Origin of the sequence: Actinomycetospora cinnamomea (assembly GCF_003096675.1) — a bacterium.
GTDB classification, from domain to species: domain Bacteria; phylum Actinomycetota; class Actinomycetes; order Mycobacteriales; family Pseudonocardiaceae; genus Actinomycetospora; species Actinomycetospora cinnamomea.
In genome coordinates this window covers 113,826-136,693 of record NZ_QEKW01000015.1, presented here as the reverse complement: position 1 = coordinate 136,693, position 22,868 = coordinate 113,826, and the positions used below count along the sequence as shown (strand labels likewise).

The 22,868-nt window shown below is 75.2% G+C and carries 22 protein-coding genes; 10 read left to right on the top strand and 12 right to left on the bottom strand.

Features of this window, described 5'->3' with window-relative positions; genetic code table 11:
* Window positions 1-443 precede the first annotated feature (443 nt).
* Window positions 444-1,556: a lysylphosphatidylglycerol synthase transmembrane domain-containing protein gene (locus C8D89_RS22800; protein ID WP_165825886.1), complete on the top strand. Its 1,113-nt coding sequence runs from the start codon at window positions 444-446 to the stop codon at window positions 1,554-1,556.
* 50 nt (window positions 1,557-1,606) lie between these two features.
* Here the strand turns inward: C8D89_RS22800 and C8D89_RS22795 are convergent, their stop codons facing one another.
* Both C8D89_RS22795 and C8D89_RS22790 read right to left on the bottom strand, forming a co-directional pair.
* On the bottom strand, window positions 1,607-2,584 hold the full coding sequence (locus tag C8D89_RS22795) for an L-histidine N(alpha)-methyltransferase (protein WP_243418316.1): 978 nt from the start codon (window positions 2,582-2,584) through the stop codon (window positions 1,607-1,609).
* Window positions 2,581-3,300: a 2OG-Fe dioxygenase family protein gene (locus C8D89_RS22790; RefSeq protein ID WP_207787369.1), complete on the bottom strand. Its 720-nt coding sequence runs from the start codon at window positions 3,298-3,300 to the stop codon at window positions 2,581-2,583. Before C8D89_RS22790 ends, C8D89_RS22795 begins: the two co-directional genes overlap by 4 nt.
* A gap of 185 nt (window positions 3,301-3,485) precedes the next feature.
* Here C8D89_RS22790 and C8D89_RS29470 point away from each other — a divergent pair, with 185 nt between their 5' ends.
* Window positions 3,486-3,656: a hypothetical protein gene (locus C8D89_RS29470; protein WP_165825885.1), complete on the top strand. Its 171-nt coding sequence runs from the start codon at window positions 3,486-3,488 to the stop codon at window positions 3,654-3,656.
* A 68-nt stretch (window positions 3,657-3,724) separates the two neighbouring features.
* Here C8D89_RS29470 and C8D89_RS22785 read toward each other — a convergent pair whose 3' ends face one another.
* A complete protein-coding gene (locus C8D89_RS22785; protein ID WP_116710422.1) occupies window positions 3,725-5,509 on the bottom strand; it encodes an ABC transporter ATP-binding protein in 1,785 nt (594 codons plus the stop codon).
* Window positions 5,510-5,584: 75 nt separating this feature from the next.
* Between C8D89_RS22785 and C8D89_RS22780 the strand changes: the two genes are divergently transcribed.
* Window positions 5,585-6,004 carry a MarR family winged helix-turn-helix transcriptional regulator gene (locus C8D89_RS22780; protein WP_116710421.1) on the top strand — a complete coding sequence of 140 codons (420 nt, stop codon included), beginning with the start codon at window positions 5,585-5,587 and terminating at the stop codon, window positions 6,002-6,004.
* A gap of 11 nt (window positions 6,005-6,015) precedes the next feature.
* Here C8D89_RS22780 and C8D89_RS22775 read toward each other — a convergent pair whose 3' ends face one another.
* From C8D89_RS22775 to C8D89_RS22740, 8 genes are all read right to left on the bottom strand, one after another.
* On the bottom strand, window positions 6,016-6,885 hold the full coding sequence (locus tag C8D89_RS22775) for an alpha/beta fold hydrolase (protein WP_116710420.1): 870 nt from the start codon (window positions 6,883-6,885) through the stop codon (window positions 6,016-6,018).
* Window positions 6,886-6,949: 64 nt separating this feature from the next.
* Window positions 6,950-7,984, bottom strand: a complete 1,035-nt coding sequence (locus tag C8D89_RS22770) for an LLM class flavin-dependent oxidoreductase (protein ID WP_116710419.1) — start codon at window positions 7,982-7,984, stop codon at window positions 6,950-6,952.
* Complete coding sequence (locus C8D89_RS22765) at window positions 7,977-9,443, bottom strand: MmgE/PrpD family protein (RefSeq protein ID WP_243418315.1); 1,467 nt, start codon at window positions 9,441-9,443, stop codon at window positions 7,977-7,979. The genes C8D89_RS22770 and C8D89_RS22765 overlap by 8 nt, the downstream gene beginning before the upstream one ends.
* Window positions 9,444-9,529: 86 nt before the next feature.
* Window positions 9,530-10,582, bottom strand: coding sequence for a pyrimidine utilization protein A (rutA, locus tag C8D89_RS22760; RefSeq protein ID WP_116710418.1), 1,053 nt, complete (start codon window positions 10,580-10,582; stop codon window positions 9,530-9,532).
* A 102-nt stretch (window positions 10,583-10,684) separates the two neighbouring features.
* Window positions 10,685-12,490, bottom strand: coding sequence for an amidase (locus C8D89_RS22755; RefSeq protein WP_243418314.1), 1,806 nt, complete (start codon window positions 12,488-12,490; stop codon window positions 10,685-10,687).
* Entirely contained in the window at window positions 12,487-13,650 is a 1,164-nt protein-coding gene (locus C8D89_RS22750) for an acyl-CoA dehydrogenase family protein (RefSeq protein ID WP_116710417.1), read from the bottom strand. Before C8D89_RS22750 ends, C8D89_RS22755 begins: the two co-directional genes overlap by 4 nt.
* Window positions 13,651-13,660: 10 nt before the next feature.
* The gene (locus C8D89_RS22745) at window positions 13,661-14,914 is read right to left on the bottom strand and encodes a CaiB/BaiF CoA transferase family protein (RefSeq protein WP_116710416.1); all 1,254 of its coding nucleotides are present in this window, start codon (window positions 14,912-14,914) and stop codon (window positions 13,661-13,663) included.
* The gene (locus C8D89_RS22740) at window positions 14,911-15,459 is read right to left on the bottom strand and encodes a MaoC family dehydratase (protein ID WP_116710415.1); all 549 of its coding nucleotides are present in this window, start codon (window positions 15,457-15,459) and stop codon (window positions 14,911-14,913) included. The genes C8D89_RS22745 and C8D89_RS22740 overlap by 4 nt, the downstream gene beginning before the upstream one ends.
* 207 nt (window positions 15,460-15,666) lie before the next feature.
* On the opposite strand from C8D89_RS22740, the gene C8D89_RS22735 reads away from it, so the two are divergent.
* The 5 genes from C8D89_RS22735 to C8D89_RS22715 all read left to right on the top strand — a co-directional run bounded on the left by C8D89_RS22735 (window position 15,667) and on the right by C8D89_RS22715 (window position 18,350).
* Window positions 15,667-16,443, top strand: coding sequence for a FadR/GntR family transcriptional regulator (locus C8D89_RS22735; protein WP_116710414.1), 777 nt, complete (start codon window positions 15,667-15,669; stop codon window positions 16,441-16,443).
* Window positions 16,440-16,874 (top strand): DUF5313 family protein, encoded by a 435-nt coding sequence (locus C8D89_RS22730; RefSeq protein ID WP_116710413.1) that lies wholly within the window; start codon window positions 16,440-16,442, stop codon window positions 16,872-16,874. The genes C8D89_RS22735 and C8D89_RS22730 overlap by 4 nt, the downstream gene beginning before the upstream one ends.
* Window positions 16,875-16,978: 104 nt before the next feature.
* Complete coding sequence (locus tag C8D89_RS22725; protein WP_116710412.1) at window positions 16,979-17,446, top strand: DUF7144 family membrane protein; 468 nt, start codon at window positions 16,979-16,981, stop codon at window positions 17,444-17,446.
* A gap of 93 nt (window positions 17,447-17,539) precedes the next feature.
* Window positions 17,540-18,064: a potassium channel family protein gene (locus tag C8D89_RS22720; protein ID WP_116710411.1), complete on the top strand. Its 525-nt coding sequence runs from the start codon at window positions 17,540-17,542 to the stop codon at window positions 18,062-18,064.
* A gap of 16 nt (window positions 18,065-18,080) precedes the next feature.
* Window positions 18,081-18,350, top strand: coding sequence for a hypothetical protein (locus C8D89_RS22715; RefSeq protein WP_207787368.1), 270 nt, complete (start codon window positions 18,081-18,083; stop codon window positions 18,348-18,350).
* A gap of 25 nt (window positions 18,351-18,375) precedes the next feature.
* Here the strand turns inward: C8D89_RS22715 and C8D89_RS22710 are convergent, their stop codons facing one another.
* Window positions 18,376-18,582: a hypothetical protein gene (locus C8D89_RS22710; protein WP_116710410.1), complete on the bottom strand. Its 207-nt coding sequence runs from the start codon at window positions 18,580-18,582 to the stop codon at window positions 18,376-18,378.
* Window positions 18,583-19,075: 493 nt separating this feature from the next.
* On the opposite strand from C8D89_RS22710, the gene C8D89_RS22705 reads away from it, so the two are divergent.
* Window positions 19,076-21,592, top strand: coding sequence for a helix-turn-helix transcriptional regulator (locus C8D89_RS22705; protein ID WP_116710409.1), 2,517 nt, complete (start codon window positions 19,076-19,078; stop codon window positions 21,590-21,592).
* Window positions 21,589-22,866, top strand: coding sequence for an MFS transporter (locus C8D89_RS22700; RefSeq protein WP_116710408.1), 1,278 nt, complete (start codon window positions 21,589-21,591; stop codon window positions 22,864-22,866). Before C8D89_RS22705 ends, C8D89_RS22700 begins: the two co-directional genes overlap by 4 nt.
* The last annotated feature ends 2 nt before the right edge of the window (window positions 22,867-22,868 follow it).

The window sequence follows — 22,868 nt, the reverse complement described above, 5'->3', positions numbered from 1 at the left end:
TTCGCCCCCGCTTCTCCCGGCCTCCGCGCCCAGACGAACTCACCGGTCCACCGTCCCAGAGACCCGCGGCGGGCGGCCACGGCCCGCACCGCCCTCGGGCCGCCCGCGGGGGCTTGACAACAAATAGAAGCGTCACCGAGCAACGGCGTCAGGCGGGCGACCCACCAGGATTTTCAGCGCGGAACGCGCGGCCCGCCAGGGGCAACCACGCTGAATCCGGAAGAGCCAGACGTCGGTGACGGGAGCAGACCGCGAGTCGTCCGCGATGAGCCCTACGGGCCGTTCGTCCCGGTCACGCCGGCACGACCGGCTCTGACCGACGTCGGCGGCCCGTGCGCAGGATCGCCAGGTTCGACGTCGTCCTCCCGGACGGAGGCGGGGAGATCTCCTCATCGGGCAACGTGGCGGCCGACCGGAGCCGTCTCCGACGGATCAGGCGGACGGTGGTCGCGGTCCTGCGGTACGGGCTCGCGGCGGGTGCGCTGGTCTTCCTCGCCGTCCAGGGGCGGGCGCTGATCGGCGCTCCGACCGCGGCGATCGTCCCCCTGTGGCTCCTGCCCGCCGCTCTGGGGGCCCTCGGCTCGCTGCTGGCCTACGGCGAGCTGCACCGCCAGCTGCTCCGGCGCGGCGGCTCGCCCTTGCCGGCCACGACCGTGCAGACGATCACCCTCGCCGGGAACGCGTTCTCCTCCACGCTCCCGGCCGCCGGCTCGGCGACCTCCACGGTGTACTGCATCCAGGCCCTGCGACACCGCGGTGTGCACACTCCCCTCGCGACCATGACGGTCGTGCTCGCCGACGCCACCACCGCCTCGGTCCTGCTCGTCGCCGCCCCCGTCGTCCTCACCGTCACCGGTGCCCTCCCACCGCCGCTCGGTGTCGCGCTGGCGGCGGGCGCGCTGGGGCTGATCGCCACGGTGGTGGTGCTGGTGCACCGCCCCAAGGTGCTCGCCGGGGTCGCACGGGGGGCGTTGCGGGTGGCGCGGCGTGTGCCCGCGCTACGGCAGCGCCCGTGGGCGCGCCGCGACCCGGCCGAGGTCGGGCGGGAGGCGGCGGCCTGGCCGGGGCGCTTGCCGGGAACGCGCTCCGGGGCGGTCCTCGTGCTGACCTCCGCCGCCGGGTACGGCCTGGACTTCCTCGCCCTCGTCGCCGCGACCCGCGCGGTGCTCCCCGAGGTCCCCTGGTCGGCCCTCGGCGTGGGGTGGGTGGCGTCCCAGGCCAGCATCATGCTCCAGATCACCCCGGGCGGGGCCGCCCTGTCCGAGGCCGGCCTCGCCGGCGCGTTGCTCGGAGCCCAGGTGCCGCTGGGTCCGGCGGTCCAAGTGATCGGGATCTACCGCGGTCTCACGTGGGTGGGACTCGCCGCCGTGGGCTGGGTCGCGTTCGCCGCGCTGGGCCGCGGGGTGTCGCGGCGAGGCGGCCCGGGCGCGGCGAGGCGGTCAGGACGACCGGCCACACGGCCCGCCCCGCAGGCCATCGCGGACCGCACCGCTGCGGGCGTCGCGGACGGCGGGCCGCCTGCCGCGATCGATCGCGCGCGCCGAGAGCCGGGGTAACTGGCGAGTCGCGATCCGCCCTCACCGGCCACAACGTCGGTGGATCGAGGTCAACGGCGCTCGAACAGGAACAGCCCGTACTGCCACACCGGGTCGATGTACTCGCGGTCCAGGTCGAACCCCGCCGCGTCGGCCTCGGCCACGAACTCCGGGCGGCCGAACTTCACCGAGTAGCCGTGGACCAGCGAGTCGCCGCGGCGCAGGTCGAGGGCGTGCTCGAGCCCCCGGAACGTCACGCGCTGGTCCTCGGTGGCGAAGAGGTGCCCGACGACGGTCGACGTCTCCGGGTCCCACCGGGCCCGCGGGTAGAAGAGGTGCGGCACGGCGTCGCCGTCGAAGGTCCGGTTGAAGTGCGCGAGCTGGTTGAGCCGGAACCGGGCCTGGGCGGTGGCGCCGGGCGGGTCGTTGTACGCCGCCTCGAGCACGTCGCCGGGCTTGACGAGGTCGGCGGTGACGAGGAAACGGTCGCGCGGTTCCAGCGTCGCCGCGACGTCGTCGAGCAGCGCCGCGCGCTCCGCGGTCGTCGTGTTGCCGACCGCGCTGCCGAGCCAGACGACGGTCAGCGGGCCGGGGCGGTGCTCCCGCAGGTGCGCGAGCGCCGCCTCGTACCGGCCCCACAACCCCTCCACGACCAGACCGTCGAGCTCGGCGGGCAGCGAGGCGGCGCTGCGCTCGAGCATCTCGCGGGTCACGTCGATGGGCAGGTAGGTCGTCGGGCGGCGGCGCTGGCAGGCCCCGAGCAGCAGCCGGGTCTTGGCGGCGCTCCCGCTGCCGAGCTCGGTGACGTACGGGCCGACCCGGTCGGCGATCTCGTCGGCGTGCCGTTCGAGCAGGTCGAACTCGGCCTGCAGCAGATAGTACGAGGGCAGGCGCGAGAGCTCGACCCAGATGTCGGCCCCGACGGCGTCGTAGCCGTACCAGGCCGGGATCCGCGGAGGCGTCTCGTGCAGGCACGCCAGCACCGACGCGCGGTCGTCCCAGGCGGCGGCGTCCTCTTCCGACTCGACGGTCACGACCGACGCGGTCACCGGCCCTCCTCCGGCATGAACGTGACGACGAGGACGTCGCGGCGGGCCGGGGTCCCGGGGTCGACGGGCCGGATGAGATCGACGCCGTGCCACGTGCGCCGGTCGTCGCCGACGAGCAACGTCGCCGGCTCGGCGAGGGTGGTCGTCAGGATCTCCCGGCCGTCCTCGTCGACGACCTCGCTCGTCCCGCCGGCCGCGTTCTCCCGGCCGACGAGCAGCGACGACACGAGCGTCACGCCGTCCTGGTGGCGTCCTTCGGGCGTCGCGTCGCCGCGGCTGTCGGCCGACCCGAGCACGCGGAACGGGTGGACGTGCACGACCCAGCGCGCGGGGTCGTCGAGCGCTCCGGCGATGCCCCCGAGCAGCTCCAGGAGCCCGTCGAGGACGGGATCGGCGAGGAACTGGTCGGTCAGGGGCTCGAACACGCGGCCCTCGTCGAGGAAGAGCCGGTTGCTGTCCTTGGGCTGGCGGAACTCGTCGGCCGGCGCCAGCTCGCGGCGGCCCTCCGGCGAGACGACGAACCGCCCGTAGCGACGCAGCCGCTGGGTGCCCGAGCGCGCGGCGTAGGGGTCGGGACGCAGGTCCTCCCAGTGTCCCGCGAAGCCTGCCCACCCCGTCTCGTCGAGGCCCAGGAACTGCAGTACCTCGGCCTGGGGCAGGACGTGTGCCCCGATCGAGGCCACCTCCTCGCGGGCCCGCGCGACGGCCCCGTCCACCACCGATCCCTGTCCGCTGATCGAACGCATGTCGTCCGGACTACCCGGCTCGGCGCGTCGTCCTGCACCGGCGCGGGGACGGTTGGGCGCCGCGTATTGTTGTCACGCGGTGGGACTGGATCGATCCGGTCTCGTCCCGCACCAGGAAGTACACACCGCGTGCCCGAACGAAGGTTGCCGTGCCCATGCGCACCACCCCCGACACCGAGGTCGACGCCCTCGACACCGAGATCGCGGAGCTGCGCCAGCTCCTCGACCGGCTCGACGGACTGACCCACCAGGCGCGCACCCGCCTGCGGCGCATCGAGCAGCACCGCAGCGGCGTCGACGCCCGATGGCTCGACCGCGCCCACTAGAGACCCTGACCCGTCCGGCCCGCCCCGCCTCCCCGCGGGGCGGGCCTTCGCATGTCCGGGCCGTCCGCTCAGGCCGCCAGGGCCGCGTAGCGCCCCTCGCGCTCGACCAGCTCGGCGTGGGTCCCGGTCTCCACGACGCGGCCGTGGTCGAGGACCGCGATCCGGTCGGCGTGGCGGACGGTCGACAGGCGGTGGGCGATGGTCACGGTCGTGCGATGCCGGGCGAGGTCGTCGAGGGCGTGCTGTACGGCCCGCTCGGTCTCGGTGTCCAGCGCGCTGGTGGCCTCGTCGAGCACCAGGATGCGCGGGTCGCGCAGCAGCGTGCGGGCGATGGCGATGCGCTGCTTCTCGCCGCCGGAGAACCGGTGCCCCCGGGCGCCGACCATCGTGTCGTAGCCCTCCGGCAGCGCGGCGACGACGTCGTGGATGCGGGCGGCGCGGGCGGCCGCCTCGATCTCGGCGTCGGTGGCGTCGGGCTTGGCCGCGCGCAGGTTCTCCCGCACGGTCGTGTGCAGCAGGTAGGTCTCCTGGCTGACGACGCCGACGATGCCGGCGAGATCCGCCAGCCGCAGGTCGCGCAGGTCGACGCCGTCGACGGTGATCCGCCCGGCATCCGGGTCGTGGAGCCGCGCGACGAGCGCACCCAGCGTCGTCTTGCCCGACCCGGTCTCCCCCACCAGGGCCAGCGTCGTCCCCGCGGGGACCTCCAGGTCGACGCCGTCGACGGCGGGTCGGTCGCCGCCGGGGTGGGTGAACGTGACGCCGGACAGGCGCAGGTCGCCGCGGACGTCACGCAGCTCGACGGGGTGCTCGGGGTCGGCGATGTCGACGACGAGGTCCTGGTACTCGAAGATCCGCGAGAACAGCGCGAGCGAGCTGGCCACCTGGACACCGACGTCGAGCAGGCCCGACAGCGGCCGGAAGATGCCGGCCTGCAGCGAGGTGAACGCGACGAGCGTGCCGATCGAGAGGTCGCCGACGGTCCAGGGGAAGCCGGCGCCGAGGTAGATCAGGGCCGGGATCGCCGCGAAGACGACGCTCATCGTGGCCATCCGCCAGCGCCCGGCGAGCTGGGAGCGCAGCTCGAGGTCGGTGAGCCGCGCCGAGGAGGCCGTGAAGCGCTCGACCAGCGCGGGGCCGGTGCCCAGCGTGCGGTGCAGTGCGGCGGCGTCGACGGAGAGGCCCTCCTCGATCGTGACGTTGAGGTCGGCGAGCTCGCGCTGGCGCGCGGCGGTCAGCGTGCGGCGCATGCGTGCGACGCGGCGACTGACGAGGATCGCGGGGGGCAGCACGACCAGCGTGACCAGCGAGAGCTGCCAGGACAGGGCGACCATCGCGACGGCCGTGGCGACGACGGTGGTGAGGTTGGCGGCGATCGAGGTGGCCGTCGAGGTGACGACGGTCTGCATGCCGCCGATGTCGTTGGTGATGCGCGACTGCACCTCGCCGGTGCGGGTGCGGGTGAAGAAGCCCAGCGACTGGCGCTGCAGGTGGGCGAAGACGTCGGTGCGCAGGCGGTGCATGACGCGCTGCCCGACGCCGGTGGAGATCCAGGTCTGGACGACGCCGAGCGCGGCGGTGACGGCCGCGACGGCGATCATGCCGCCGGCCAGCAGGGCGAGCAGGCCCACGTCGCGGCGCGGGAGGGCGTCGTCGATGACGGCGCGCAGCAGGAACGGCGTGGCCATCGCGACGGTCGACGACACGACGATGACCGCGACGACGACGGCCAGCGGGCCGCGGTGGGGGCGGAACAGGCGGGCGACGCGGCGCAGCGAGACCCGGCGGGCCTGCTCGGCCTCCTCGGCGCGGGTCGCGGCGGTGGGTTCGGGACGGGCTTCGGGGCGGGGCAAGGGCGACTCCTCGGCCGGATCGCTGAGGTGACCTCAACGTGAGGCTACAACAGCACCTCGCGCTACGCTGTTCCCGTGCAGCACGAGGACCCCGGCTCGCTCGCGGAGGCGTTCTGGCTGGTCGCGCGCCGGCTGCGCCACCAGTCCCGCGAGGCGCTCGCCCCGTGGGGCATCGCCCCCTCGCACCTGCGCGCGCTCGGTGTGCTGCTGCGCCACGGCCCGCTGCGCGCCGGCGAGCTCGCCGAGCACCTGCACATCGCGCCCCGCTCGGCCACCGAGGTGATCGACGCCCTCGCCGAGCGCGGCCTCGTCGAGCGCCGACCCGACCCCGCCGACCGTCGGGCCACCCAGGTGGCGGCCACCGAGCAGGGTGCGGAGCTCGGCCGGGCGGTCCGGGCCGCGCGCGCCGCCGAGGCCGACCGGGTGTTCGCCGCCCTCGACGAGACCGAACGCGCCGAGCTCGCCCGCCTGCTCCGGAAGCTCGCCCCGGGGTGAGCCCACCCGGCCTACCCGGCGTCGAGCACCTCGCGCAGCCGCGCCGCGAACTCGTCGGGCTTGCCCGGCCAGCCGAACTCGCCGTCGAGGAACCCCCCGTGGTGGCTGGGGAACACGACGGCCTCCTGCCCGAGCGCGGCGGCCGTGGCGCGGCCCGTACGCGCCGTGTAGGTGTCGCCGGTCTCCTCGCCCACCGCGACGACGACGCGGGTCGGTGCCGACGTCAGGGCGTCGACGTCGAGGCGGTACTCGACCACGGCCGCCGACCGCTCCGAGAGCAGCGGGTCGTCGCGGGAGCCGTCGTCCTCGCTCGGCATGCCGAACATCGCGGGGTCGGGCGCCGGCTGCGCGAAGTAGGCGTCGGTGAACTCGCCCTGCCACATCGTCATGCCCATGAAGCCCGCCATCCCGGCGCCCCAGCCCTTGGCCTGGTAGGCCTCGCGGAACCCGCGGGTGGCGCGGTCGGCGGCCTCGGCGTCGGGCAGCACGCCGGTGATCGGCGGCTCGTGCGCCACGAGCGTCACGACGTCCTCGGGGTGCGCGGTGACGAGCTGCAGGCCCGTGACCGCTCCCCCGCTGCTGCCGAAGATCTCGACCGGGCCGGCGCCCAGCTCGGCGATCAGCGTGTGGAGGTCCTCGGCCTGGGTCACGGGGTCGTTGTCGACGCGGCCGTCGGAGCGGGTGCTGCGCCCGAGGCCCCGCGGGTCGTAGGTGACGACGGTACGGTCGGCGAACCGCTCGGCCAGCGCCCGGAAGCCGCTCGCGTCCATCGGCTGGCCGATCATCAGCAGCGGCGGGCGCCCGTCGGCGGGCGGCAGGGGGCCGCGGACGTCGTAGGTGATCTCGGCGCCGGACGTCCGGAGCACGCGCGTGTCGACCACGGTTCCCCCTCGGGTACACAATCAGGACCAGTGAGTTGCACCCTTGCACCGTGGGTCGACCCGGTCAAGCCTCCCGCAGGGCGGGCGCCACCTCGCGGGCGAGCAGCGCGATCGACTCCCGCGCGTGGTCGACGGGCATCCCGGCCCAGTCGGTGCGCAGCACGAAGTGGTCGACGCCGAGCTCGTCGCGCCACGGCCGCAGCGCCGCGACGCAGTCCTCGGGCGAGCCCACGACGAACCGGTCGCGGGCGAGGTCGTCGAAGCCCATCCGGAACGACTCGCGGTCGGGCATGACCTGGTCCTGGCCCCAGTCGGCGTAGACGTCGTACTTGGCCCCGAGGTGCGGGCGCGCGCGCTCGAGCGCCTCCGCGCGGGTGGGCGCGCAGAACACCTCGCGCATCAGCGGCAGCTCCTCGGGGACGCGTGGTCGCCCGGCCGCCTCGCGCTCGTCGGCGAACAGCGCCAGCTGCCGGCGCACGGTCGCGGCCGTGGCGTGCGGGTTGACCATCCAGGTGTCGGCCAGTCGCGCCGCCCGGCGCACCGCCGCGTCGGAGTTGGCGGCCATCCAGATCGGTGGCCGGGGCCGCGCCGCGGGCCGCATCGTCGCCGTGACGCCGTCGAGGCGCGTCCACGGCAGGTCGACGGTGACCGGCTCCCCGGACCAGAGGGCCTCGACGATGCGCAGGTTCTCGGTGAAGCGGCGGACCTTCTCCCCCGCCGGCACCCCGAACGCGTCGTACTCCACCTGCCGGTAGCCCAGGCCGACACCGAACACCGAGCGCCCGCGGGCGACGACGTCCAGCCCGGCGTAGGCCTCCGCGGTGTCGACGGGGTTGTGCAGCGCGAGCAGGTGGATGCCGGTGCCGACGGTCATCTCGCCCGCCTCGGCGGCGACCCGCGCGAGCCAGGGCAGCGGCTGGATGTGCGCCAGCGACTCGGCGAGGTGGTGCTGACCGGCGAACACCGAGTCCAGCCCGTGGTCGCGGGCGGTGCGCACGAGGTCGAGCTGCTCGTCGAGGGCGACGACGGGGTCGCGCCCCGGCGGCTGCTGGTGGGTCAGGAAGACCCCGACGCGCACCGCTCCGAGCCGATCAGCCACGGCACGCTTCGGCGAAGTCGCGCGCCGGGGTCCCGTCCCCGAGCCCCAGGACCGCCTCCTGCACCCGTCGCGCGACCGCCCCGTCGGCGACGCGGGAGATGGTGTCGTGGTACTTCGCGACGATCTCCTCGTTGGTCAGCGGGCGCTCGTCGTGGCCCCGGTTGACCTGCTCGCGGTGCGACACCCGGCGCCCGTCGCGCAGCTCGAGCTCGACGAACCCGGAGTAGGCGCGGGGGAACGCGCCCTCGTGGTCGGCGGTGACCTCGACCTTCCGCGCGAGGTCGAGGATCGCACGGTCGCCCAGCGCGTCGTCCTCGAGCTCGGCGAGCGTGAAGCGCCCGCGCACCAGGGCGGCGGCGACCGTGTAGGGCAGCGAGAACTTGGCGTCGTACTCGTCGCGCGGCTCCCACTTGCTCTCCGGGGGCTCGCACACGACCTTGCCGGGCACGGGGTGGATGGCCGCGCGCACGGCGACGACGTCGTCGGCGCGCAGGTCGTGCTCGGTGCGCAGGGTCAGCGCCGCATCGGCGAAGGCGTGGTTGAAATGGCAGATCGGATAGGGCTTCACCGCGGTGCGCATCAGCTCCCAGCGCGTGCCGAGGTCCTCGCCGACGGCCTCGGGCCGCGACTCCCGGCCCGCCAGGTGCGTGGCGTAGAGCCCGAACCGCCCCTCGTACACCGCACCCGGCCCGGTCCAGCCGACGCCGGCGAAGCTCGCCGCGGTCAGCCCCGCCATCGCCGCCCAGCCCGGGTGCAGGCGCTTGGTCCACGCCCCGTCGGCGAGGAACTCCAGCAGCCCCGAGGCCATCGAGCCGACGATCCCCTGCGCGGCCGCAATCCCGCGGGCGTCGAGGCCGGCGAGCCTCCCCGCCGCGACCGCCGACCCGAACGCGCCGGCGACGGCCGTCGGGTGGTAGCCGACGTCGTGGAAGCCCCCGGCGCCGCCGAGCCCGACGCGCGCGGACACCTCCACGCCGAGCACGTAGGCGGTGAGCAGCTCGCGGGTGGTCGCGCCCGCCGCGGTGGCCGCGGAGATCGCCGCCGGCAGGGCCGCCGCGGACACGTGGGTGACCGCGGGGATGTGGGTGTCGTCGAAGTCCATGCCGTGCACGAGCACCCCGTTGAGCACGGCGGCGTCCCGGGCCTCGAGACGGTCGGGCATGCCCAGCACCGGGTGGTCGCCCGACCCCAGCCGGCCCAGCGCGTCGCGCGCGAGCCTGGCGAACGGGTAGGCCGTGGACGCGAACGCGAGCCCGACGGCGTCGAGCACGAGGTGGCGTGCCCGCTCGAGCACCTCGTCGGGCACCTCGTCGGGCCGCAGGTCGGCGGCGAATTCGCCCACGCGGCCGGCCAGGGAGGCCAGCGCGGCGCGGGGCGGACTGTCGAGCGTCACGGTGGTCTCCTCCACGGTGCCGTCGAGGCGCCCATGGTCGCGGGCGCGGTCGACGGGGCGGGGCACCGCACCGGCGGGGAACCGGGGGGCAGCCCCCCGCCGGTGCGGGCGGGGCCGGGCTCGGGGGGAGAGCGCCGGCCGGATCGGACGGCTCAGCCCAGCAGGGGCTTCACCTTGGTGCCGAAGTCGTGGACGCCCTGCTCGAAGTCGTCGAAGGTGAACATCATCCCCTGGACGCCGGGCATCTTCGCGACCTCGTCGATCTGCCGCGCGACCGTCTCGTACGACCCGACGAGGGTGGCCATGTTGAAGTTGACCGCCCCCTCCGGGAGGTTGATCGTGCGCGCGGTGCCCGACGAGTCAGCGGTCTGGTCGGCGCTGCCCTCGTCGGCCATGTAGCCCAGGGCTCCGGCGTCGGCGCCCTCGTTGTACGAGCGCCACTTCGCCTGCGCCTCCTCGTCGGTGTCGGCCATGATCGCCATGAACAGCGGGAGGGAGCGCACGTCGCGGCCGGCCTCCTTCGCCAGCGCGGCGAGGCGCTCGGTGGGCTGGCGGTAGACCTCGGGGTCGTTGACGCCCGGCGAGAGGATGAAGTTGTAGTCGCCGTACTCGGCGCAGAAGCGCATCCCGCGCTCCGACTGGCCGGCGCAGACGATGTCGACCTTGCCCGACGGGCGCGGCGAGAGCACACAGTCGTTCATCTGGAAGTACGTGCCGTCGAGGTCGCAGCGCCCGTGCTCCCACAGGTCGCGCAGGACCTTCACGTACTCGGTGGAGTAGTCGTAGCGGTAGCCGAAGTACTCGTCCCCGGGCCACAGGCCCATCTGCTCGTACTCGTTCTTCGCCCAGCCGGACACGATGTTGACGCCGAAGCGGCCCGGCGCGATCTGGTCGATGGTCGACGCCATCCGCGCGACGAGCGCCGGCGGCAGGGTCAGCACCGCGGTGGAGGCGTAGAGCTTGATCCGGTCGGTGACCGCGGCCAGGCCCGCCATCAGGGTGAACGACTCGAGGTTGTGGTCCCAGAACTCGGTCTTCCCGCCGAAGCCGCGCAGCTTGATCATCGACAGGGCGAACGCGAAGCCCTGGCGCTCCGCCTCCTGCACGACGTTCTTGTTGAGCTCCCACGTCGGCATGTACTGCGGGCTGTTCTCCGAGATGAGCCAGCCGTTGTTGCCGATCGGGATGAAGACACCGAAGTCCACGGACGTTGGCCTTCCTGCGCGGGGAGGGGGAACGAGCCGGTCGCGGACCGCGACGACGGCGTCGCCCGCTGTGACAGGCGTGATCCACGATACATCAGACGTTTAGACGAGGGAAGAGCCCGTCACGAGCGGCGGCCGGGTCCGGTGATGATCGGTCCGGGCCTGCAGGACCCCGGCGACCTCCAGCAGCACCGCCTCGTCGTGGGGCCGGCCGACGAACTGCACCGATGTCGGGCAGCCGTCGGCGGCGAACCCGGACGGCAGCGCCAGCGCCGGCGCCCCCGTGAGGTTCGCGATCATCGTCGTCCGCGACTGCGCCGCGTACAGGGGGTGGACCTCGCCGTCGACGACGACCGTCGCGTCCGACCCGGCCTCCGGCAGCGACGGCGCGGTCGACGGGCAGGTCGGCATCACCAGCAGGTCCGCGCGCTCGAGGGCGGGATCGAGGAGGGCGTCGAGCTCGCGCTGCAGCTCGGCCCGGAACTGCAGGGCGCGCAGGTAGTCGACGGCCGGCGTGGTGATCCCCTGGCTGATGCGGCGGACGGTCACCGGGTCGTAGCGGTCCCAGCGGTCGCGATCGAGCCGGTGCAGCGTCGCGGCCTCGGCGAACACGATCTCGTAGCCGATCGGGAGCGCGGCGGCCCCGCGCGGCAGCTCGGCCTCGACGACGTCTGCGCCGGCGGCGACGAGGTGCGCGACGACCGCGTCGAGCCCGGCGCGCACGTCCGCGTCGCAGAACGCCGCGACCTCCCCGCCGACCACGGCGACACGCACCCCGGTGAGGTCGCGCCGCTCGCCCGGCGCGGACGGCGGCAGGTCGCCGGTGCGCGGGTCGGCCCCGCGCGGATCGACACCGCGCGGATCGACACCATCGGGGCCGCGGAGCAGCGCGAACACCCGGGCGGTGTCGGCGGCGCTGCGGGTGAGGGGCCCGACGGTCTCGGCGGTCCAGGACAGGGGGACGACGCCGGTACGCGGGATCGCCCCCGCGGTCGGCTTGAGCCCGGTGAGCCCGTTCCACGCCGAGGGCAGCCGCACCGAGCCGCCGACGTCGGTGCCGAGCGCGAACGGCACCGCGCGGGCGGCGACGGCGGCCGCCGAGCCGGTGGACGAGCCGCCGGCCCACCGGCCTGCGTCCCAGGGGTTGCGCACCGCCCCGAACCGCGGCGGGTGGGGCCCGCCGACCGCGAACTCCGTCGTCGCGTCCTTGCTGACGGGGATCGCACCGGCCTCCTCGAGCCGGCGCACCACCGTCGCCGACGCCGCGGCGGGCGTGTCGCCGTGGCACCACGACCCGGCGGTCGTCGGGACGCCCGCCACGTCGATGACGTCCTTGACCCCGAACGGCACGCCCTCGAGGGGACGCGGGCGGCCCTCGGCCCAGCGTCGCGTGGACTCGGCCGCGGCGCTCCTCGCCCGCTCGTCGAGGAAGCGGATCGTGCAGTTCAGCGCCTCGTGGGCGTCCCGCAGGCGCGCGAGCGCACCGGCCACGGCCTCGTCCGGCGTGGTGCGCCCCGCCGCGAACGCGGCGAGCAGGTCGCCCACACCGCCGTCGGAGCCGTCGGAGCCGTCGGAGCCGTCGGAGCCGTCGGAGCCGTCGGAGCCGTCGGAGCCGTCGGAGCCGTCGGAGCCGTCGGAGCCGTCGGAGCCGCCGCCGCTCGCCGACACCGTGGCCGACGGCTCCCGCGTCCGGGCCGCGACGCGCACCCACCGGTCGCCGTGGGCCGGGTCGGCGCCGCCGTCCATCGGGACCGGGCGCCGGCGCAGCGCCGCGACGGCCGGCTCGGCGCCGACCACCGCCGCGCGCATCGCCGCGACCTGCTCGTCGTCCAGCACGTAGCCCAGCCGCGCCACCTCGCGGGCGAGCACGGCGGGTTCGGCCACCTCCTCGGGCACGTCCGCCGTCACGAGATGCTCGCCTTCCCCGCCAGCAACGACTTCGCCACCACCGAGCGCAGGACGTCGTTGGTGCCCTCGCCGATCGACATCAGCGGCGCGTCGCGGTAGAGGCGCTCGACCTCGAACTCGGTGGAGTAGCCGTAGCCGCCGTGGATGCGCATCGCGTCGGTGGCGCACTGCAGCGCCGTCTCCGACGCGAAGATCTTGGCCATGCCGGACTCGGTGTCCATGCGCACGCCGTCGTCCATGCGCGACGCCGCCCAGTAGGTCATCAGCCGCGCCGCCTGCAGCTGCACCGCGATCTCGGCCAGCCGCAGCTGCACGGCCTGGAAGTCACCGATCGCCTGTCCGAACGCCGTGCGCTCGCGGGCGTAGGACAGGGCCTCGTCGTAGGCCCGCTGCGCGATGCCCACCGAGCGGGCCGCGATGTTGATGCGCCCGGTCTCCAGCGACGACAGGGCGTGCTGCAGGCCCTTGCCCTCGACGCCGGAGAGCAGGGCCGAGGACGGGACGCGCACGTCGTCGAGCACCACCTCGCACGACTCGGTGCCCTTGTAGCCGAGCTTGCCCATGTCCTTGGTGACCTCGAGCCCGGGCGTGCCGGCGTCGACGAGCAGGATGCTCATCCCGCGGTGGCGCGGCGTCGCCTCGGGATCGGTCTTGACCAGCACCGGCAGGACGTCGGCGTGCCGCGCGTTGGTGATCCACATCTTGGTGCCGCGGATGACGTAGTCGTCCCCGTCGCGGCGCGCGGTGGTCGTGATGCCCTGCAGGTCGGTGCCCGCCCCGGGCTCGGTCAGCGCGATCCCCGTGCGCTTCTGCCCGGTCGCGAGGTCGGGCAGGTAGCGGTCCTTCTGCTCGTCGGTGCCGTGACGCGCGAGCATCCAGCAGGACACCGCGTGGCTGCCGAGGATGCCGGCGACACCCATCCAGCCCCGCGAGATCTCCTCGAAGGTCAGCGCGAACGACACCGTGTCGGCCGCGAGCCCGCCGTACTCCTCGGGCACCGCCAGCCCGAACAGGCCCAGCTTCCGCATGCTCTCGACGATCTCGGTCGGGTAGCGGCCCTCGTGCTCCCAGTCCCGGGCCACCGGGACGATCTCGCGGTCGACGAAGTCGCGCAGCGAGTCGCGGTAGAGGCGCTGCTCGTCGGTCAACGTGAAGTCCACGGTCTCCTCCTCAGCCCGTCGACGCCGACGGCGTCTCGGGCGCGGCGTCCTCGGGCGGGGGCACGCTGCCGAACGCGCCGGCCGCGCGCAGGGCGTCCATCCGGTCCTGGTCGTAGCCGAGGCCGCGCAGGACCCCGTCGGTGTGCTCCCCCATCGCCGGGCCGCCGCGGGGGGCGGGCGTGTCGTCACCGGGCGGGCCGACGCGCACCGGCGAGCGCAGGGAGCGCACGGTGCCGAAGCGCGGGTGCTCGGTCTCGGCGACCAGCGCGCGGGCCACGGTGTGCGGGTCGTCGAGGGCGCCCGCGACCTCCTTGACCGGCGCGCAGGGGATCGCCGCGGCGTAGAGCGGCTCGAGCCACTCGGCCACGGTGCGGGTGCGGAAGAGGTCCTCGAGCAGCGGGACCAGCACGTCGCGGTTCCGGTCGCGGTCGGCGAACGTCGCGAACCGTGGATCGTCGGCGATGTCGGCGCGTCCCAGCACGACGGTGAGCCGCTGCCAGAACTTCTCCTTGGCGCAGCCGACGACCAGCCAGCCGTCGCTCGCCTCGAACGCCTGGAACGGGACCAGCGAGGGGTGCGCCGAGTGGTGGGTGCGCACCGGTTCGTAGCCGCCGGTGAGGTGCCAGGTCGCGGGGTAGGTCAGCAGGCTGACCGCGGTGTCGTAGAGCGAGAGGTCGCAGTCGGTGCCCACGCCGTCGCGGCGGGCGGCGTGGATGCCGGCGAGCAGCGCGATCGCCGCGACGAACCCGCCGCTGTAGTCCACCAGCGACAGGCCCGCCTTCTGCGGCGCGCCGCCGGGCTCGCCGGTGACCGACATCCAGCCCCCGAGGGCCTGGAGCACGTAGTCGTAGCCCGGCTCCCGGGAGCGCGGTCCGGTCATCCCGAAGCCGGTCAGCGAGCAGCAGACGATCTGCGGGTTGACCTCGGCCAGGTCCGCGTAGCGGATGCCGAGCTTCTCGGGGACGTCGCCGCGCAGGTTGGAGTACACGGCGTCGGCGGAGCGCACGAGGTCGTGGAAGACCTCGCGACCCGCGTCGGTGCGGATGTCGAGCAGCACCGAGGACTTGTTCTTGTTGAACGACTCGAAGAACAGCGAGTCGTTCCCCTCGGCGTACGGCGGGACGTAGCGCCCGACGTCGCCGCCGGAGCCCGGGTCCTCGATCTTGATGACCTCGGCCCCGAGCTCGGCCAGGTGCATCGAGCCGAACGGCCCCGCCCCGTACTGCTCGAGCGACACGATGCGGATGTCCTCGAGCGGCCTCACGACGTCGTCCCCGGTCCGGCCTGCTCGGCCTCGAGCGACAGCGGGGTCGCGGCCTGCGGGAACAGCGAGCCCGCCCGGGCGGCGCCGCGACGGTGGACGTAGAAGGTGCGCTTGAAGCGCAGCACCTCGACCGCGTCCTGGTTGAGGGTGCGGGTGCGGATGGTGACGATGCCGGCCTCCGGGCGGCTCGACGACGTCCGCGCCCCGAGGACGATCGACTCCGACCAGATGGTGTCGCCCACGAACACCGGCGCGGTGAGCTGCAGGTCGTCGAGCCCGAGGTTGGCGAAGGCGTTCTGCGTGGTGTCGGTGACCGACTGCCCCATCGCGACGGCGATCGTCAGCGGGGACGCGACGAGCATCCGGCCGAACTCCGACGACGCGCCCACCTGGGCGTTGAAGTGCGCCTGGTTGGTGTTCATCGTCAGCAGCGTGAACCAGGTGTTGTCGGTCTCGGTGATCGTCCGCCCCAGCGGGTGCTGGTAGACGTCGCCGATCTCGAAGTCCTCGTAGAACCGGCCCTGCCACCCCTGCCGCACCGTCACCGCGCGCTCCTCCCCGTCCGGGACCCCGAACCTAAACGTCTGACTTTTTGAGGACAAGATGCTCACCGACAGTCGTGCGGTTGTTACGCTCGACCCCGCGCCGGGGCATCCCTGCGGCCACCGCGACCGACACCGCCATCGACGCGGTCCCCCATCCTGCGCGGAGGTCGACCCGTGGAACCGCCCGTCTGCTCGACACCCCCGGACGTGACGACACCCCCGGAGCCCGAGCCCGGACCCGCTCCCCCGCCCGCCCCGAGGGCGCGGCTGCGCGTGCAGCGGATCCGTCCGGCCTACAAGCAGGTCGCCGACGAGCTGCGGACGCAGATCCTGGGCGGCGCGCTGGCCGCGGGCGAGCGGCTGCCGAACGAGGCCGAGCTCGGCACTGCGTTCGGGGTCAGTCGCAGCACCGTGCGCGAGGCGTTGCGCGTGCTCGCGAGCCAGCACCTCATCGAGACCACGCGCGGCGTGCACGGCGGCTCGTTCGTGGCGTCGCCGGACCCGGCCCGCGTCGTCGAGGACGTCGGCAGCGCCCTCGGCGTCCTGGTGATGACCCCGCAGCTCGGCATCCGCGACCTCCTCGAGGCGCGGCTGCTGCTCGAGCCGACCGCGGCCCGCCTCGCCGCGCAGCGCGCCGACGCCGAGACGGTCGCCGCCATCCGCGCCGCGGCCGTGGCGCCCCGCGACGAGCGCGACCCCAGCGGCTTCGTCGGCCACATCGACTTCCACACCACGATCCTCATGGCCACCGGCAACCTGATGATCACGATGATGGGGCAGCCGGTGAACGACGTGCTGCGCACCCGCCTGCGTCGGGTCGGGGTCGAGCGCGGCGAGTGGGACAAGGTCGACGAGTGCCACCGCGTCATCGCCGAGCACGTCGCGGCGGGTGACCCCGAGGCGGCCGAGGAGGCCATGCGCGACCACATCGTCGACCTGCGCACGCTCTACGAGCGTGATGGCCTGTGGACCGACGAGGGATGAGCACGAACGAGGAGGCCCGCGTGGGAGCCGCGCCCGTCCGGCGGCCGGACCCGTTCCGGTGGCTCTGGTACGCCTACGGCGGCGGGCTGCCCGCCCGCTACTCCCCGTGGGTGCTCCACGACACCACCTGCCGCACCTGGTGGCTGCGCCACGTCCTGCGCGCGATCGTGCAGATCGCCCCGTTCGCGATCGCCATCGTCGTCCTCGTCCCCGGCCCGCTGTGGCTGCGGATGATGTGCGCTCTCGGCGGCGCGATCATGGGGCTGATCTTCTCGGTCAGCTACCTGCACGAGACCGCCGAGCACCGGCTGGTCAAGGCCGGGTACCCGCTGGGCACCGGTCCCGCGAAGCGCGCCGAGCGCACCGCGGAGAAGGACGCCGCGGCCGCGGAGCGTTACGCGGCCCGCTACCGGACGCCGCCGGAGGGCTGACGGCCGCCCGAGGGGCCGTTCTCATCCGGCTCGGGTGAGGTCGGCGGTGGGCGGCCGCGGCAGCGTCGGGGCGACAGCCGTCCGACGCGTGTCCGGAGGAGATCATGACCGAGCAGCAGATCCCGACGCAGGCCTCGAGAGCGTCGATGACGCCACCCCGGACGAACGGCACGGCGGCCGCACCCCGCTCGGACGCCATGACCGGATGGGTCCGGTTCGGCGGCGTCGTCATGACCATCGTCGGCGGCTTCGGGATCCTCCAGGGCCTGTTCGCCCTGTTCTCGCCGACCTACGTGACGCTGACGGGCGCGGGCGTCCTGCTGTTCGACCTGACCGCGTGGGGCTGGGTCCACATCGTGCTCGGCATCCTGGTGCTGGCGACGGGCATGAGCCTCCTGGGTCGGGCGCCGGGCTGGGCCCGCGGCGTCGGCATCACCCTGCTCGCGATCAACGCGATCGTGCAGCTCGCCTACCTGCCGGCCTACCCCATCTGGTCGCTGGTCCTCATCACCCTCGACATCGTGGTGATCTACGCGCTGATGGTGACGTGGGGTGAGAGCACCGACTACTGACCTCCGCGCGGGGACGTGGGAACGGTCGACGAGGCCCGCCCGGACGCCGGGCGGGCCTCGTCCGCGACGTCGCGAGGAGGTAGGGGTGTCCCCGTGGACTCCGAAGCACCGTCACGGCGACGCATCGCCCTGGTCCTGGCCCGCTCCCTGGCCACCATCGTCCTGCTCGTGGTGGTCTACTTCGCGGCGCCGCTGCGCCCCCAGCAGGACGTCGGGACGCTCGTCCTGTTCCTGATCGGGTTCGCCACCCTGGTCGGGATGATCGGCTGGCAGCTGCGCGCGATCGTGGGGGCCCGGTACCCGGGGCTGCGCGCCGTGGAGACCTTCGCCAGCGCGATCCCCCTGTTCCTCCTGCTCTTCGCCACGACCTACGTCGTGATCGACGCGGCGAACCCCGGCACGTTCACCCAACCCCTGACCCGGATCGACGCGCTGTACTTCACCGTCACGGTGTTCGCGACCGTCGGGTTCGGCGACATCGCCCCCCTCAGCCAGCCGGCACGGGCCCTGGTGACGGTGCAGATGGTCGCCGACCTGCTCGTGCTCGGGCTCCTCGTGAACGCGGTGCTCGAGGCGGTCCGGCGCGGCCGGTCGCGGCGCGGCGCGTCATCGACCTGACCCGAGGAGTCCCGCCGTGAGCACCACACCGTCCACGACCACCACCACCCCCGGCACGACCTCCAGCACGACCGCCGGCCGCTGGCAGGTCGACGTCCCCCTCCTCGGCCCGGTCGGCTGGCCGCCGACCGGCACCCTCGCCTTCGTCGTGGTCCTCGGCGGCCTCGTCGTCGCGGAGGTGGTCTCCTGGCCGGTGGCCCTGGCCGTCGGCGTCGGGCACGTGCTCGCGCGCGACCACGACCACCGGTTGGTCCACAACGTCGGCGAGGGTCTGGAGATGGTGTGACGCCCGACGGCGCCTCGGCGACTCGCTAGCGGTCCACCGGGCGCGCGGAGACGACGGTGAGCCCGAGCAGGTGCAGCTGCTCGAGGATGCCGTGCAGGTGGGCGTCGTCGACGACCGCGCCCCGCAGGACCACCCCGGGGCGGGCCTCCTCGACGTCCATGTCGCAGAAGGCCTCGCGAGCGCGCGGGGAGAGACACCCGTCGACACGGAACTCGTAGCACCGGCCCGCCATCGCTCCTCCTCGCCGTCGGTCCTCCCGCGTCGAGACCCCAGCGTGGTGGGCGCGGAGGGCGCCCGCCCTCACCCGTCGAGGATGGTCCGGACCCGGCGCAGCGCCGTCACCCCGGCGGGGTGAGGCCGCCCCGGGGGCCGCCCACGACGGTCGAGGCCGCTGTTCTGTGACGGCGAGCGGATCGGCACCGGGCGGGTCGAGATGACCGACCCAGCCCACGGTCTTCTCGGCGGACGAGACGACCGACATCGGCCGCGCTGCGGATCGCCATCGCGCGGCGGTAGCGGCGGGCCGGGCCGCCCCCGACTGGACCGCCCGTGATCGCGCGGCTCCACCGCGTCGCCCAATAGGCCGAACGTCGGTACCGCCAGGGCCGGAGGTCCCGCGCAGGACGAGGAGGTTGTCCGCTACCCGACCAGGGTCGCGGCTCCTATCGTCGCGATGAGCAGCGTCTTCAGCAGCCCGAGGGCGCGCAGCCACCCGAGGACGCCGCATGGCCCACGTCCGCCGGTCGAGGACCGGTCTCCCGCCCCTCCCGCCGGAGCACGTCCGGCGCCGGGACGTGGAGGCCCGCCTCGCCCGGGGCGCGGACCGCGACCTCGTGCTCGTGTCCGCGCCCCCGGGCTTCGGCAAGACCTCGGTCCTCGCGTCGTGGATCGGCGACGACGACGCCCCCGACACCGCCTGGGTCACCCTGGAGCCCGAGGATCGCGATCCGCGGCGGCTGTGGAGCGCGGTGCTGGCCGCCCTGACCGCCCTGCCCGCCGTGCCGCCGTCCCACCGGCTCCACCGGCTGGTCGTGTCCCGGTCGGTCATGGCTCCGGAGTTCCTCGCCGACCTCACCGAGGCGCTCGCGTCGCTGCCGACGCCGGTCCGGCTGGTGCTCGACGACGTCCAGCACGTCACCGACCCGCTCTCCGTGCACGGGCTGGAAGTCCTCCTGCGTGACGCCTCGCCCGGGCTGCGGCTCGTGCTCGCCGGGCGGCGGGACCCACCGCTGCCCCTGCCGCGGTTGCGCCTGGACGAGCGCCTGGTGGAGGTGCGCGCCGAGCAGCTGCAGTTCTCGCCCGCCGAGTCGGCGGCCCTGCTCTCGGCGTGCGGCATCGACCTGGACGACGCGCAGGTCGCCGTGCTGCACGAACGCACCGGCGGCTGGGTGGCGGGGCTGCGCCTGGCCGCGCTGTCGCTGCGCGAGCACCCCGATCCGGCGCGCTTCCTCGACGGGTTCTCCGGCGACGAGCGGCCCGTCGCCGACTACCTCGTCGACGAGGTGCTCGCCGGGCTCTCCGAGCCGCACCGCGAGGTGCTGCGCCGCACCAGCGTCGCCGCGCGGGTCCCGGCGGGGCTGGCCGCCCGGTTGGCGGGGCGGGAGGACGCGGCGGAACTGCTCGACGACCTCGCCCGCGACACCGGTCTCGTCGGCGGGAGCGGGACCGCCGCAGACCCCTACCACCTGCCCGAGCTCCTGCGCACCCACCTCGTCGCCGACCTCGGGCGCCGCGGCCCGACGCTGGTGGCCGACCGGGAGGCCGTCGCGGCCCGCTGGTGGTCCGAGCAGGGCGACCCGGTCCGGGCGCTCCGGCACGCCGCCATGGCCGGTGACGGCGGGCTCCTCGCGGACCTCGTCGGCCGCTGGGCGCCGTGGCTCGCGGGCCGGGGTGAGCACGACGTGCTGGCCGCCGCGATCGGGCGGGACCCCACGGACCCGCGTCTCGCCACCGCCGCGATCCACGTCCGCCTCGCCCGCGGGGAGCCCGTGGGCCCCGCGCTGCGGGCGGCACGCCGAGCGGGCCCCGGGGTCGACACCACCTTCCGCGACGCGACCGAGCGGCTGCTCGGGTGCCGGGTCCCGCGACCGGCCGCCGGGCACCCGCCCGCCGACCCGTCCCTGGCCGCGCACGTCCACCTCGGTCGGGGGTCCGCCGCGCTCGGCGACGACGACGCGCCGGGGGCCCGCGCCGAGCTCGAGGCCGCCCTCGCCCTGGCCCACCGGCACGGGCTCGACGTCCTCGTGCAGCGTGCCCACGCCCTGCTCGCGGTCGCCCTGTGGGCCGAGGGGGACGTGCCCGGGGCGCGCGAGACGGCCGGCCGGGCGCTCGCGGCCGGCGTCTCGACGCCCGCCGTCGCCCCGTGGACGGCGGCGGCGCGCGCCGTCGAGGCCCACGCCGCGCTCCTGGCCGGCGACCCCGCCCGGGCACGCGCCACCCCCGGGGACGCGCCGGTCGCGACGGTGCGCTTCGCCCTGCGGTGCGCCCACGGCGGCGCCGCGTTCGACCTCGGGCACCGCGCGGTCGGGCTGCTCGAGCTGCAGGCGGCGCGGGCGGAGCTCGGCGGCGACCCGGTCCCGGCCGCCCTCACCGCGGTCGCGGCGCTCCTGGAGCACCGGGCGGCCCTCGCGCTCGGCCACCGCACGGCGGCCACGGCGGTCGCCGCGTGGCTCGCCGGCCGGTGCCCGGACAGCCCCGCCACGGCCCTCGTGCGTGCCCGCACCGCCGCCGCGGCCGGTGACCACGCCGCCGCCCGCGCCGCGCTCGCCCCGTTGCTCACCCGGCGTCCGCAGCCCACACCGGACGCTCTCGACGTCGAGGCGTGGCTGCTCGAGAGCCGCGGCCGGCTGGCGCGGGAGGACCGTCCGGGGGCCCGGACCGCGGCCCGGCACGCCGCCGACCTCGCCGCGCCGCTCGACGCCCTGCGACCCTTCGCGCACGCCGACACGGCCGTGCGTGCCCTGCTCGTCGACGAGCTCGCGGCCGGGGCGCCCCGTGCGGGGTTCGTCGCCCGCGCCCTCGCCGCCGGCGCCACGTCGCCGGCCGGGACCGGGCTCAGCGGCCGCGAGCACGACGTGCTGATCCGGCTGCCGTCCCTGGAGAGCCTCGACGAGATCGCCGGGGCGCTCGACGTCTCGATCAACACGGTGAAGACCCACGTCCGCGCGCTGTACGGCAAGCTCGGGGTGACGACCCGCCGGGACGCCGTGCTCGTCGCCCACGAGCAGGGCCTCCTGGGATGAGCGGGGAGGGGAGCGAGCCCCGGCCGGGCCCGTCGCCCTCGTCGGTCCTCGTGCTGCTCTGCGCCCTCATGGTGCTCGACTTCGCCGACCGCCAGGTCCTCGTCGCGGCGTTCCCCTACCTGCGCCGGGAGTGGGGGCTCGACGACGCGACCCTCGGCGCGCTCGTCTCGGTGGTGACGTTGACGGTGGCGCTGGGCGCCCTGCCCGTCGCGACGCTCGTGGACCGGTGGAGCCGGGTGCGCGCGATCGCCGCCATGGGGGTCGTGTGGAGCACGGCCTCGGCCGCGTCGGGGTTCGCGCAGGGCCCGGCCGCGCTGTTCGCGGCCCGGATCGGGGTCGGGGCCGGCGAGGCGGGCTACGGCCCGGCGGGAGGTGCCCTGCTCGCGACGCTGTTCCCGGCGGGGCGGCGGGCCGCGGTGCTCGGCGCGTTCCAGGCGTGCGGTCCCCTCGGGACGGTCGTGGGGATGGCGCTGGGCAGCGCGGTCGCGGCGCAGTGGGGCTGGCGGTGGGCCGTCGGGATCCTCGCCGTGCCGGGGCTGCTGCTGGCGCTGGCCGTCCTGCGGGTGCGCGACTACCCGACGGTCCGCACGACGACGCTGGGGCCGCGGGCCCTGGCCGGGGTGCTGCGCACGCGGACCGTCGGCGGCGCGGTCGCGGGCATGGTGCTGCTGCTGGTCGTCGCGTCGTCGCTCTACACGTGGTTGCCGACCCACCTCGAGCGCGGCCTCGGCCTCGCCCCCGCGCAGGCCGGCGGGCTGGCGGCGGGCGTGGTGCTCGCCGGGGCGCTGGGCACCGGGATCGCGGCGGTGCTCTCCGACCGTGCGGCGCGCCGCGACCCGCACACCCGCCTCCGGGTGCCGTTGGTGGCCGGCCTCGTGGCGAGCGCGCTGCTCGTGCCGGCGTTCGCGGTGCTGCCCCCGGGGCCGGGGCAGGTGGTCCTCGTGCTCCTCGGCTCCGCGGCGGTGACGGCCGCGGTCGGGCCCGCGGCGGCCGCCGTGGTCGACGTGACCCACCCGGGGGTGCGCGCCACGGCGGTCGCGGTGCTCGTCGTGGCCCAGAACCTCCTCGGGCTCACGGTCGGTCCGGTCCTCACCGGCGTCCTCGCCGGGACGTTCGGGCTCGCCCACGCCCTCGCGGTCGTGGCCGTCCTCGGGCTCGTGGCGGCCGCCGCCTTCGGGCGGGCGGCGCGCGCGTACCCCGCGGACCTGGCCGTCATCCGGGGCGACGCGACCGCCGCGGCCGCCGGCGCCCGGCCGGCCGGCCGCGAGGTGTAGCG

Coding starts and splice junctions, on each gene's coding strand:
- C8D89_RS29470 (WP_165825885.1), top strand. CDS start 3,486: ATGCGCACCACCCCCGACACCGAGGTCGACGCCCTCGACACCGAGATC.
- C8D89_RS22730 (WP_116710413.1), top strand. CDS start 16,440: ATGAGCACGAACGAGGAGGCCCGCGTGGGAGCCGCGCCCGTCCGGCGG.
- C8D89_RS22725 (WP_116710412.1), top strand. CDS start 16,979: ATGACCGAGCAGCAGATCCCGACGCAGGCCTCGAGAGCGTCGATGACG.
- C8D89_RS22710 (WP_116710410.1), bottom strand. CDS start 18,582: ATGGCGGGCCGGTGCTACGAGTTCCGTGTCGACGGGTGTCTCTCCCCG.
- C8D89_RS22705 (WP_116710409.1), top strand. CDS start 19,076: ATGGCCCACGTCCGCCGGTCGAGGACCGGTCTCCCGCCCCTCCCGCCG.
- C8D89_RS22700 (WP_116710408.1), top strand. CDS start 21,589: ATGAGCGGGGAGGGGAGCGAGCCCCGGCCGGGCCCGTCGCCCTCGTCG.